The organism is Anaerobium acetethylicum, from assembly GCF_900096945.1.
GTDB classification, from domain to species: Bacteria; Bacillota; Clostridia; order Lachnospirales; family Lachnospiraceae; genus Anaerobium; species Anaerobium acetethylicum.
In genome coordinates this window covers 26,069-38,840 of sequence record NZ_FMKA01000009.1, presented here as the reverse complement: position 1 = coordinate 38,840, position 12,772 = coordinate 26,069, and the positions used below count along the sequence as shown (strand labels likewise).

Genomic DNA, 12,772 nt, shown 5'->3' with positions numbered 1-12,772 from the left:
GAATTATGTTTAAAATTCTTTATGAAATTTTAATTATTTTCATGATATTTTTATATCATTGTAAATTTCATCTATATTCTTTTGTAAAAAAAGACGATGCATCTGCCTTTTACCATAGCGGCAATCAGCAGGCCCGTCTTTTTTTACCATTTCATTCTTAGTCCAATTCTTTTTTCTTTTTCTCAGTCACTTTCCTATGTTCAGACATAATCAGGATTCCGGAATTTCAGGACAATGGCCCCTATTTCTTATATTCCGCAATCGCCTCAAGGAATATCTCACCGTATTTCTGATATTTCGCCTCAGCAACCCCCGAAACATCCAGCATTTCTTCCTTTGTTACCGGCATTAGTGCGCTCATTTCAGCAAGTGTCTTGTCCGTAAACACGACATAGGGTGGAATTTTCCCTTCTCTTGCGATCTGGGTCCGGAGCCCTCTGAGGACTTCGAACAATTCCGGATTCGCCGTGATTTCGACATTTCCCTTCTTCCCGCCGGATTTGGCGGTTTTCGCAGGCTTTGCAGTCTTCTCCCGCTCTTTTGCAAGTTTCATAAAGACCTGCTCTCTGCCTTCAAGGACCTCAAAGGATTTTTCCGTCAGCTTGACGATTGCGTATTCCTCGTTCGTCTGATATAGCCATCCATTCACCAGCAGGTGATTCATGATCTGCCGGAGCCTCGGTATGCTCATATCCTGTACAGATCCATAATACCTGTTCTGGTTCATCCTGTACTGGAGGATCTTTGCAGCGGCGCTTCCATGGACCGTATCGACGATTACCGAAACACCGTAACGCTCCCTGCTTTCCTGCACGCAGCCTATAAGCTTCCGGGCAGTTTCCGTGATATCCATGGTTTCGAACTTTGTCAGGCAGTTTGAGCAGTTCCCGCAGTAATTGGATCCGTATTCGCCGAAATACCTGAGAATGTAATCCCTCAGGCATTCGTTCGTGAAACAGTAATAGGTCATCTTCTTAAGACGCTCCCTGTCGCGCTCCTTGATCTCTTCAAGCCCTTCAGCATCCATTTCCTCATTGTCACTGTTGTTATCAATAAAGAACTGGTTCATGACCACGTCCTGGCCGCCGTACAGAAGCAGGCATTCTGCCGGCTCGCCGTCCCTGCCTCCTCTTCCGGCTTCCTGATAGTAGCTTTCTATATTTTTTGGCATATTGTAATGGATCACGTACCTGACATTCGACTTGTCGATGCCCATTCCGAAGGCATTCGTCGCCACCATGATCTGCCTGTTGTCATAGATGAAATCCTCCTGGTTCTTCCTGCGCTCCGCATCGCTGAGGCCGGCATGATACCTGGTCACGGAAAAGCCATCCTTCTCGAGCTTCCCGCTGACCTCTTCCACTAGTTTTCTCGTAATGCAGTAGACGATGCCGCTTTCGCTGCCGTGGCTTTTGATATACTCCTTCGTCGCCGCATATTTATCTCCTGGCGTGCTTACAGAAAAGCGGAGATTTTCCCTGTCAAATCCCGTCGTCATGACCAGGGGGTTCCTCAACCGAAGTATTTTGATTACATCCTGCTTGACGACTTCGGTCGCAGTTGCCGTAAAGGCTCCCACTACCGGACGCTTTGGCAGCATTTCTATAAATTCGGTGATTTTCAGGTAGCTCGGTCTGAAATCCTGACCCCACTGCGAAACGCAGTGTACCTCGTCGACTCCGACAAATGAGATATTGGCATTCATGGCAAACGATAGGAAAGAATCTGTCAGCAGCCTTTCCGGTGCCACGTAGATCATCTTGTATTTTCCTGCCCGGGCAAAATCCAGGGCCTTCAGGTACTGTCCCTGGGTCAGCGAGCTGTTCAGGAATGCCGCCATGACTCCCGCCTGGTTCAGGGCAGATACCTGGTCCTTCATAAGCGAGATCAGGGGCGATATGATGAGGGTTATACCGTCCATCATCAGCGCCGGCACCTGATAGCATATGGATTTCCCGGCTCCTGTCGGCATGATTGCAAAGGCATCGCGCCCTGACATGATTTCGTCTATGATGTTCTCCTGTCCATCCCTGAAGGTGTCATATCCGAAATATTGTTTTAAAATCTGAAACTTTTTATTCTTATTATATTGCATGTACATTTCTCCCTGATGTCTGCAGACTGTTATTTTTTCACTGTTATTTCCTGTAACAGGATATCATAAAACTCTTCTTTTGCATATTTTTCTTCCCATGGCGTATGGCCGCACTTCTCAAGAACGTATGCCTTAGGCTTCATGCCACGCATCTTCATGGGTTCCAGGACCCCCTCAACCGGATGGCTGTCATTCCTTCCATGTATGATGACCACAGGGCAGGTGATGCCTGCAAATTTATCCAGCAGTTCTCCGCCCGCCCTCAATTTCGAGGCCTGGCCCCAGATCTTCGTATGCATCTCTGCATCCGGTTTCAGAGCATTCTGCTCCGCTTCTTCCATTCTTATCCTGCAGAAATAATCAGACTTTTCAGCAAGATGACCCAGCCGAGCCAGTTTTCTGTCTTTCTCCGCATCTCTTCCCACATCTGTTCCCGCATCTGTTCCCGCATCTGTTCCCGCATCTGTTCCCGCATCTGTTCCCTCATCAAGCTCCCTGATGAGCATCTCAAATTCCCTGCCCTCTTCCTCTGTCAGATTCCGTTTCCTCCTGATGCCGATCTCGCCTGCGTAATGAGGCTGAAGAGGACCACATCCCACCAGTATCAGCCTGCCCACGGATTCAGGATATTTCTGTGCAAAAAGCCCGGACAGCCACGCTCCCCAGGAATGGCCGATCAATATCACCGGTTCCTTGCAGGATGCATGGATCTGCTCACGCAGTTCTTCCATGAGGCCTTCTATCGTAAGACGTGTCTGAAGGGGCTCCATGACTCCGCATTGCGACGACAGCATCCCTGCAAGGCCTGCCATTGTTCCTGGGGCTCCAGGGCCCCCGTGGACCACTACGACACTGTATGGCCCGCTCCCGTAAAACCTGACATTCATATTGTTTCGTCCTTTCCTGCTGATCTCTGCAACTATTCAAAACATGTAACTATTCAGGATTATGTCCTTCCGGGTTCTGAACAGTTGCCAGAACAGTTACTTGTCTTTCGCATACTCCAGGATATCTCCCGGCTGGCAGTCCAAAGCCTCGCAGATCTTTTCAAGCGTAGAGAATTTAATAGCCTTTGCCTTTCCGTTCTTCAAAATGGAAACATTGGCCATCGTAATCCCGACGCGCTCGGTCAGTTCTGTAACACTCATTTTCCTTTTTGCCAGCATCACATCTATATTTACTACTATCGCCATAACAGCACCTCAAATCGTCAAATTATTTTCGTCCTGGATATCGCATGCTTTCAGCACCAGATGAGACAGTGCAGCTGATAAAATCGCAACCGCAATGCCGGCAAAAACCAACAGCAGGGACAGGAGCACGATTCCCGGGTGGTTCATATCCAGCAACAGGAACAGGATATTCCCCGCAAAAAACAGGGCTGAATCTCCTGCTGCCAGCTGGCTTATCCTCTTCAGTTTAAGGGCATTCTTTTCCGAAAAGGAATTGTCAGCCCCGATTTCACAGCAGATCTGCCAGAAATCAAACAGTGCAATATAACAGATGACTCCGGTCAGCCAGATGAAAACCATCCAGGGCCAGAATGCATGGGCCAGTTCAGGATTCTGCTCTGCCAGACCGCTTCCGAGATATGGCACGATTCCAAAATAGAAAATCAGCCCGCAGACTCCAACTCCAATCGTAATTACTTTAAGCCATTTCGCCAAGCTCATTTGATTCATAAATCTTCCTCCAGTTTTTAGATTCTATATTGCAGTTTTCAGCCGGAACTGCTGAGCCGCTTTCTTAATTCACGAACGATACCGCTTTATGAAGCGACATATTGAAATTCCGGATTCCCGTATTTTCAGTCCTCTTTTTAATACTGTCAAAATACACCATGATAATCTGCCTGTCAGGTTCAGCCATATCTTCGCTGTGCGCTTCCATATATACAGCGACAGCTGGTGCCGCATCGGCAGACAGTTCCGCAATATAGCTTATGTCTGGCTCCGCCTGGCTTCTGTTCAGGTTATATTCTGCAATCCAGTAATCGGGACGGCTGAAAGCCAGGCATATATAAAGAATCGTAACAACGACGGTACAATAATGAAATAACGGAAAACCGTCTTTATATATTCCTGCCATCAGGCCCGCCATAATGAGCGCGATCACCAAAAGGGCCCATAACACCAGAATCCTCAGAGATGTCAGATTGTAGGTCCGGATATATAAGATCATCCTGAACGCGCTTGAAGCGGTCATGATATAGGTACAGATTGAAATTACTGTCAGGATTCCTGTGAGAACCTTATTCTTCCTGAAATAGGAAAGACATGCCGTTACCACTGCGAGATTGATCACACATACAAACAGGAGCTGAAAAAATCCTTCCCTTGCATAGCTTGCATATGTGTAGCCCTCAATAAGAGTCATTTTCCCGATAAAGAGGTACAAGATCTGGATCACTGAAAACACCAGGTATACAGCCGCAAGAAGCATCGTAACGGTGATTGCTATAACAGGCTCCATAATGCGCCTGTTCTTTTCCGGTCCGCCAGCATCCGCTTTTGCCATTCCGGCAATCATCCCATAGGAAACAAAAAACATCACCAGCATCATGATAACAGGCCCCATAATATTTGACGGAAGAACCAGATGCTCAAATAATTTCCCAAAAAGCTTATTGAACACGGCATCTGCTGAAGCCAGAAGATTTATAACCAGGAGAAGCAGCGGAACAGATATCGACAACCCGATCACTACAGCTTCTGCCTTGTCATTCATTTTCAGCTTGCGATTCTTCCTGTATCTGTTGAAATCCGGAAATGCCTTCGGAGCGTTCCAGGCAGCTCCTGCCAGCACGGCCGCCACTCTTTCAATATACTTTGCAAGTCCCCATCCTTTTTCCTCATAGAAATGAACGACCAGAAAAACGCAGATCAGTACAAGCATCCCCATATAATTCATTATGATGATGGTTTCATTGTCTGTCATAAACATGGATATTCCAAGCAGAATAATACCGGCAAAATAGAAGCCTGCTGTTTTCTTCAGCCCCACTTCCAGTTTTTTCATACAAAATACGAAATAGACCAACGTTCCTGCCGTAAAGAAGGGGGCAGTGATTCCCGCTCCGTTCCGGTACAGGCAGAGTGTGAAAAAGACAGCATATAGTAAGCTGGCTCCTCCGAATATGCCAAATTGATCCCTCATCAAAGTCCTCATTGGCGAGTTCTCTTTCAGACTCCGAGCGCTTTCCAGCGTATCTTGCTTTCTTTCAATATCAGTTTTAGTTGTTTCATACTGTTCCATAAAAAGCACCTCCTTTTTTTTACTATTATATACCATATATTTCGCATGTCAATATTTATTTATTGTTTTACAATAAATAAATATTGTATATGCGATGAATGTGATTAATATTTGGTTAATAGTAGCACGAGATGCCACTTTGTAATCCGAGATGCCATATTTGTAAACGACAACTGAATATTTTAAAACGAAACGTCACTTTTGGACCCCAGATGCAGCTACCGGAGTCTAATGCATATCAGTCTCCCGAACTGGCAGCCGCTGTACTCGCGATCACCGCCGCTGCGATTGCTGCCTGCTCTGCAATGATAATGCTCGTGATACTGTTCACTGCCGTTATGTTCATGGTGCCGCCTGCGTCCTGCCCTGTAAATTCCCCGCTGACCATAATAGATGCGTACATGATTCTCTGAGCTCTTCCTATTCCAAAGGCACCGAATCCCTTATTCTGATGGAAATATTCGTCTGCCGCAGCTATGTCCGTTACCATTTCCTCTGTCACCTGCTCCGTACCGTCTCCTGAAAGGGCAAGCACGCCCAGTGTCGCAAGCTCCATTCCAGTGCCGTATTTACAACCCCTTTCCTTCAGTTTCCGGTATAGCGCAATCGTTCTTTGGCATTTGGCAGCTGCATCCTCTTCCCCAAGGGCAAGCACATGGCTAAGCGCCTGCAGGGCATTGCCTGCGCTGAACTCCTGCCTTAACATCTGGTAGCACTTTTCGATTTCCATGATCCCTGTTTCAACAGAAAGGCTGTTCAGAGCAAACAGCACTGCAAATCCTGTATCCTCGCTGGATGTAAGAAAAGGATGTTCCTTCTTCATTTTTTCATAAAGTCTCTTTGCCTTCACTGCAATCCCTGGAAAGTCATTGGCTCCTGCCATTCCCGCTGCCATATATGCCGAAAGCGGAAGGTATGGCGATGCATGGAATTCCTTTTTCAAAACCTCGTATGCATACTGGGCTGATTCAAACCTGCTCTCCGAATCCGCTTCCATGGCCAGCATAGCAGCCAGCACAAGATTAGCTGTTCCCCTGAATTCCGAAAAGAATCCTGTTTTCTGCTTGATGATCTCCTTGCACATCTTAATCCGGGACGGATCGATGACCATGTTCCGCCCCGCATATATAGCTGCGCAAAGTGGGAAAATCATAGAATTTTCCCAGGTAAAACCCTCTTTCATGATTTCCCTGTTCTTCACAAGCAGTTCGCATCTTTGTTTTAATGAATCTTTCATAATTTTTTTAGCAGCAGGCTGTATAATATGCCTGAAAACATTGAGAAATAAGCTTTTCTCACATGGTTGACACTTTATACTTTCTGCTACGTTCTCCTTTCTTAAATACTTGTATTTTTGTTGAATAGTATTTGAATTATATCCATTTTTATGGGAAGCTATATGATCTCTCTTAATTCGCATTCGGGAAACATTACGAGTCAACTTATAGATACCTGTTTTTTCTTACCTATAGTATTTGACAGAATTAGAATTAAGGCTATTATCGTTAAATATCCCCCAGGGAATAACCACTGCAAGTATTTGGGCAATTCACCCTCAAAACATATTAAAACGGCTAATAATATTGTTATAAGACTGAGTCCCCCTCCAACTATATGATTTAATCGTTTTATATTGTATTTTTCTTTTTCTTCTTTGCTTGCAGTGTTATATCCCGCTATAAGAAAATTACCCTTTCCACTAAGTATTAAAATAGACATCACTGCAAATAGGATGACTATTATCCATCCAAGCCATATTGGTCCATTCATAACGACACCTCCTGCAAAACATAAAGTTGTTCTCATAAGATCCTATTTCTTATCTTACTTTTCTTCATCATCTTTATGTTTGGTTTTCCTTTTTGTAATCGAAAGAGCAATACCAATGTATGCAAATCCTAATACTATAAACACTGTGTTTCTCCCTGCTATTCCTGCTATCATAAAACAAACAGCAGCAAAGAGCCAGAGTTTTTGAGTGATATTTTTATCCATATGATTTTCTCCTAATCCTTTCGTTTCTATCCATCTAAATATTCCCCTAATTTCATGACGCGCTTTCTAACAATTAAGGCTAAGTCTAATTATAATGTAACTATTTAAGACTACGTCCTTCATAGTCACAAATGATTCACACAAATTGCAAAATCAGCAATTTGGCGCACGCATGTCTCAGGTTTTTATGCAAACTCAGCATAAAAACACTTCGCGAGACTGGGGTTCTGAACAGTTACATTATAATACAGATATTGGAAATATCCAACATTTGTTTATTTATCAACCTCCAACTTTTTAACTTGTTCCTTAAGATATGCATTCTTATAAAATATTGCTCCGTAAACTTTTTATCCCCTCAGAAATTGCATCTCATAAAATAACAAAGAGTTTCGCATTCGAAACTCTCGCGCTGACGCGCAGTCGCTTCTGTGACATATTCTTCTTGCGCGTCATGCGCCTCCTCGCGAAGAGTTTTTAATTTACAGGAAATTCGAGAAATTTCCTGTAAATTAAAAAAAGGGCGGTTCCCAGCCGCCCTGATTGCATTGAATTTTTATCTATGAATTTCTATCTATGAAATACTCTCCCTGACCATCTCCACAAAATACCTGTGCATATCCGTATTGCCTGTAACCTCCGGATGGAATGAAATTCCAACCTGGTTCCCGCAGCGCACGCCTACAATATTTCCGCCTGTCGCCGCAATCACCTCGGCTCCTTCAAAAGCCTCTTCTATATAAGGCGCCCGTATAAAGACCATGGGAATCTTCCCGACTCCTCTGACTTCCTCTTCGACCGTAAAACTTCCAAGCTGACGGCCATAGGCATTTCTCCTTACCACAACCGGCAGCGTACCAAAGCCGACGCCGGTGTCATTTGACAGTTCCCCGGCCAGAAGAATGAGGCCGGCACAGGTTCCGAATACCGGCAGTCCGCCTTCTATCCGTTTCTTCAATTCCTCATACAGGTCCAGCTCCTTCAAAAGCTTTCCCTGTACCGTGCTTTCGCCGCCCGGAAGGATCAGGCCGTCAAAATTACGGTCCAGATCCTCCTTCCTGCGTATCTCAAAATGCTCCACTCCAAGTTCTTCTAACATCTGTTCATGTTCGGCGAATGCTCCCTGCACTGCCAGTACCGCTATCTTCATTGCTTATTTCCCTCTTTCGGCCATCAGAAGTTCGATTTCCTGTTCATTGATTCCTACCATTGCTTCACCGAGATCTTCTGAAAGTTCTGCAATCATTTTTGCATCATTGTAATTTGTAACTGCCTTTACGATAGCCGCTGCTCTCTTGACCGGATTTCCTGATTTGAAGATTCCCGAGCCCACGAAAACGCCCTCTGCGCCAAGCTGCATCATAAGCGCCGCATCAGCAGGTGTAGCCACTCCGCCTGCTGCAAAATTTACAACCGGAAGCTTTCCGTTTTCATGTACATAACGGACAAGTTCATAAGGAACCTGGAGTTCCTTTGCAGCCTGGTAAAGCTCATTCTCCATCATGGAGGAGATTCTTGCCATTTCACGCTTCATCATCCTCATATGGCGGACCGCCTGTACGATATCTCCTGTTCCAGGTTCTCCCTTGGTCCTGATCATGGATGCGCCTTCATTGATCCTCCTAAGGGCTTCTCCAAGATCCTTCGCCCCGCAGACGAAAGGCACTTTAAAGTTCCTCTTGTCGATATGGTAAACGTCATCAGCTGGTGAAAGGACTTCGCTTTCATCTATATAGTCGATTTCAATGGCTTCAAGCAGCTGTGCCTCAACAAAATGGCCGATGCGGCATTTTGCCATTACCGGAATCGATACCGCCTCCTGGATGCCCCTGATCATCTTAGGATCGCTCATTCTCGAAACCCCTCCTGCTGCTCTTATGTCTGCCGGAATTCTTTCAAGAGCCATAACCGCACAGGCACCTGCCTCCTGGGCAATCCTCGCCTGCTCCGGATTGGTTACATCCATGATTACTCCGCCCTTCAGCATCTGCGCAAGTCCTCTGTTCAAATCATATCTTTCATTAATCATTTTAAATACTCTCCCTCGTTTTTATGTTATGACGTCGTGGTTAAAAGGTACTTTGACCACTGATACCGACGGATTGTTCCGCACTTTGTGCTTCCACAATCCTAAAAACATTATAAATGATATTGGCATTATTAAAATAACCAGTTTATAACTTTTTGACCATACCAGTTTATTAAGACAACAAAACAGCAGGCATTCATTTCTGAATCCCTGCCCATTTTCATGAAAACCCTGGTTAAAACCTCGTCAGCGCGTCGGTCCCATCATCCTCAAGATTCTCTATCTTCCTGATAACGACATCATACCCATAGTTGTCATTTATCCTAACAGTTACCTTGTCGCTGACTTTATGGTGCATCAAAACCTTTCCAAGGGGCGAATTGATGCTGATTAATCCTTTCGTCGAATTCACCCGGACTGTCGTCACAATCTTGTAGGTCTCTTCCTCATCATCTTCAGGCACGTAGATCGTCACCAGATTATTCAATCCAACTTCATCCTCTTTGGAATCTTCCGGTATGATTCTGGCGGTCTTTATCATCTTCTCCAGATATCTGATCCTGCTGTCATTCTGGTTCTTGAACTGTTTCGCTGCCTTATATTCAAAGTTCTCGCTCAGGTCCCCATGAGCCCTTGCTTCCTGGACGTCCCTGATTGCTTCTTTTCTGACCACATGCTTACGGTGCTGAATCTCTTCTTCCATTCTCTTGATATCTTTTTCCGTTATTTTATCATACATTTTTATTTTTCTCCGATTGATTCCAATTAACTATTCAGAACAACGCTCTTCGTTGTGCTTTTCTTCTTTTTTACTGATTTTGTCTTTTCTTTACGTCTCTCTTCCTTGAGCCGTTTATATTCCAATCTTTTTTCTTCTGCTTCTTTCGCTAAAACCTGCTTCTTTTCCTGTACCATCAAAAGACATTCTGCCTCTAACACCTCATTATCCAATATCAGAAAACCATCAAATGAATCCGGAAACAGAAATTGCTTCTTTTCTACACCATTCTTGAATTCCACTTCAATTTTCCCTGATTCTCCTCCTGTAACGATTCCCCTGCCATATTTTTTATGTTCAACATATTCATTTATAAGCGATTCCATACCTGCTCCTTTCGTGAAAACAAAATTTTCCTTTTCTCCTCCTTGTATGCAAGTCCACAAAACACAAAAAAGTCGTCCCACTCTTCTGAACGAAACGGCTTCCTTAACTTGCCCTTTGTGTAGTTTGCTTCTTTCTAAACCAGTCTGGTAGTTTTTCAGTACCAGATTAATATGTTTTGTTGGACCCAAAGTCATATTTTTCATGCTTACATGAAACACATACTTTTATACCCTGATATCATATTATCAGAAAATCATTGCTTTTGTAAGCTATTTTTTTAATCATTATAATATTTCTTTAAATTATCCCTATATATTAGCCGCATTTTTTGTGCACAATCACAATATGTTGGTTAACTCCTGTTTTCAAAGATGATATTGGCGTGTATGTTGTTAAAACGGATATTCGCAATCTGCTAAAATTGCCTCCTAATAACCTTATCGTCACTTGTTTGATTAAGTTATTAGGAGGCAGTACCTGTCTGCAGCCATCATTATTAGAAATAAAAGTTGAACCGTTACAGAATCCTGATCTCTTATACTTACAAAAAACAGCTCGCATTAACTAAGGATTGACCACTAACGATATCAGTTCCGTAATATCCTCAAGTTCCATATACTCTACAGTTGCCTGCTCTCCGGCATCCAAAAGCATCAGCTTCTCCTCAAATGCAATCTTGTAACAATTCATTCCATCCTTGATATAACAGAATGTCTCGCCATCCACGGTTATAAAATCCAGGGAGGCAATTGTAATTGTTGCCGTGACGATTTCCTCTGCCGCCGATGCCATAGGTGAAGTTTTTGCCATAACTTTCCTGTATTCAGACAGCGCATCTGCCTGTGTCTTTCCTGTTACCACGATATTGTAGTTCTCCACATTTACCATGGCATAGAGCTTCACAATATGATTGGAGTCCTTCAGCACCATGAGATATGTCGGACTTCCTCCAACATTAATCAGAGACGGGAAGGATGCCTTGTACTTGTACTGCTGCACCTCGCCTTGCGCTGCGGACATGGCCGAATATTCTTCTGCTCCGGACACCGGATAATACCTGCATTCACCGGTCCTGCAGTTTGTCATGATGAAGCCGATGTTCGATTCGTCTTCGGCAGTAAGAGATGTGGTGCCGGTTATCACGTAGACGTCTTCTCCGATTGTCTTGTAGCCGTAGTCGTCGGTAGTAGCCGTGCAGCCTTCCTGGCTGAAATTGAAGAATCCAAGATGGTAACGGCCATACCAGTTATAGATTTCCGAAATCCGTTCACCGGAATATACATAGTCGACCCACACAGGGACTTCGTTTATTTCATACTCCCTGCTCTCCCCAGTGACCGCATCCATAATAATGACAGACTTAATGGTCTTAGCGCCAAACAGTCCGGCATTGGGCTTCAGCGTCGGGCAGGTCCAATATGGCTTTCCGGATTCGTCGATTTCAAAGCGTACCGTACCTAAAATTGCCGTCGGGTTGTCAAATGTGAGCTTACGGTAAAGGTCTTTCCCGAAGAATGCAGACTTGCTGTACTGGATTTTCTCGTCCAGCCGTACGAACTCCGCCGTATTTGCAACCGGGTCAACCAGCGTATAGCCGGGAATCCCGTCATTCTTCATGTATTTGAAGAAGCCTGCATAGTTCAGCGGTGCAATCTTCATCGGAGCCCCCTTATAGTTGATCTGCGTGTAGCTTTCTGATACCTTGAACTGTGATACAAGGTCGGATAACGTCCCGAGAGTCCTTCCTCCTATGATTCTGGCAGATGCAGTATCCATAAGCGCCACATCTGCAACATTCTCCTCTTCCGGAAAATCCGTTGCGAAGTCGCCTTCGCTCATGACAAGCTGCGACGCATAGTTGTCTGCGTTAAACATGGCGCTGCCTCCGATCACAGCCCCTATGAAAATTACAAGCAGTATCCCCAACGCAATACAGGCAAACCGGAAGCTTGGCGGCGCGCCGTCTCCATCTTCACCAATGCTCATGATTACCCTGTTTCCGATAAAGATGACAACCAGCACAATTGCATATACCCAAAAATCGGTGCTTCTGATATTGATGGCAGGCAGAAATATGTAATATATAATTGCTGCCATGATGCAGGTCGCGATGCCTGCGAAAATTGTTCGTTTTATTTTTTTCATTTCAATCTCCTTTTTCTGGTGTTTTTACACAATTCAAACACTACATTATATCAACTGGCATGTCAATACAATATGTATATTTTTTATATTATTTACATTTTAAAACATTTTCAAACAAAAAAAATACATACTATGATCATTCGTATTT

Annotated in this window: 13 protein-coding genes; all 13 read right to left on the bottom strand. The window is 44.3% G+C overall.

Going from position 1 to position 12,772, the window contains the following annotated elements; all coding sequences use genetic code 11:
* Positions 1–241 precede the first annotated feature (241 nt).
* Positions 242–2,095: a DNA helicase RecQ gene (recQ, locus tag BJR36_RS09095; RefSeq protein ID WP_091233091.1), complete on the bottom strand. Its 1,854-nt coding sequence runs from the start codon at positions 2,093–2,095 to the stop codon at positions 242–244.
* 29 nt (positions 2,096–2,124) lie between these two features.
* Positions 2,125–2,982, bottom strand: coding sequence for an alpha/beta hydrolase (locus BJR36_RS09090; RefSeq protein WP_091233090.1), 858 nt, complete (start codon positions 2,980–2,982; stop codon positions 2,125–2,127).
* 96 nt (positions 2,983–3,078) lie between these two features.
* Positions 3,079–3,288 (bottom strand): helix-turn-helix domain-containing protein, encoded by a 210-nt coding sequence (locus BJR36_RS09085; protein WP_091233087.1) that lies wholly within the window; start codon positions 3,286–3,288, stop codon positions 3,079–3,081.
* Between the two features lie 9 nt (positions 3,289–3,297).
* Positions 3,298–3,777, bottom strand: a complete 480-nt coding sequence (locus BJR36_RS09080; RefSeq protein ID WP_091233084.1) for a DUF2975 domain-containing protein — start codon at positions 3,775–3,777, stop codon at positions 3,298–3,300.
* Positions 3,778–3,841: 64 nt separating this feature from the next.
* A complete protein-coding gene (locus BJR36_RS09075; RefSeq protein WP_169823646.1) occupies positions 3,842–5,350 on the bottom strand; it encodes a DUF4153 domain-containing protein in 1,509 nt (502 codons plus the stop codon).
* A gap of 238 nt (positions 5,351–5,588) precedes the next feature.
* A complete protein-coding gene (locus BJR36_RS09070; RefSeq protein ID WP_091233295.1) occupies positions 5,589–6,587 on the bottom strand; it encodes a DUF4003 family protein in 999 nt (332 codons plus the stop codon).
* Between the two features lie 200 nt (positions 6,588–6,787).
* Positions 6,788–7,120, bottom strand: a complete 333-nt coding sequence (locus tag BJR36_RS09065; RefSeq protein ID WP_091233078.1) for a DUF3784 domain-containing protein — start codon at positions 7,118–7,120, stop codon at positions 6,788–6,790.
* A gap of 54 nt (positions 7,121–7,174) precedes the next feature.
* Positions 7,175–7,345, bottom strand: coding sequence for a hypothetical protein (locus tag BJR36_RS20280; RefSeq protein WP_169823645.1), 171 nt, complete (start codon positions 7,343–7,345; stop codon positions 7,175–7,177).
* Positions 7,346–7,919: 574 nt separating this feature from the next.
* Positions 7,920–8,495 (bottom strand): pyridoxal 5'-phosphate synthase glutaminase subunit PdxT, encoded by a 576-nt coding sequence (gene pdxT / locus BJR36_RS09060; protein ID WP_091233075.1) that lies wholly within the window; start codon positions 8,493–8,495, stop codon positions 7,920–7,922.
* Between the two features lie 3 nt (positions 8,496–8,498).
* Positions 8,499–9,374: a pyridoxal 5'-phosphate synthase lyase subunit PdxS gene (pdxS, locus tag BJR36_RS09055; RefSeq protein ID WP_091233071.1), complete on the bottom strand. Its 876-nt coding sequence runs from the start codon at positions 9,372–9,374 to the stop codon at positions 8,499–8,501.
* 235 nt (positions 9,375–9,609) lie between these two features.
* Positions 9,610–10,113: a GreA/GreB family elongation factor gene (locus BJR36_RS09050; protein WP_091233068.1), complete on the bottom strand. Its 504-nt coding sequence runs from the start codon at positions 10,111–10,113 to the stop codon at positions 9,610–9,612.
* 26 nt (positions 10,114–10,139) lie between these two features.
* Positions 10,140–10,682 carry a hypothetical protein gene (locus BJR36_RS20050; protein WP_139133533.1) on the bottom strand — a complete coding sequence of 181 codons (543 nt, stop codon included), beginning with the start codon at positions 10,680–10,682 and terminating at the stop codon, positions 10,140–10,142.
* A 361-nt stretch (positions 10,683–11,043) separates the two neighbouring features.
* The gene (locus tag BJR36_RS09040; protein ID WP_091233063.1) at positions 11,044–12,624 is read right to left on the bottom strand and encodes a hypothetical protein; all 1,581 of its coding nucleotides are present in this window, start codon (positions 12,622–12,624) and stop codon (positions 11,044–11,046) included.
* Between the last annotated feature and the right edge of the window lie 148 nt (positions 12,625–12,772).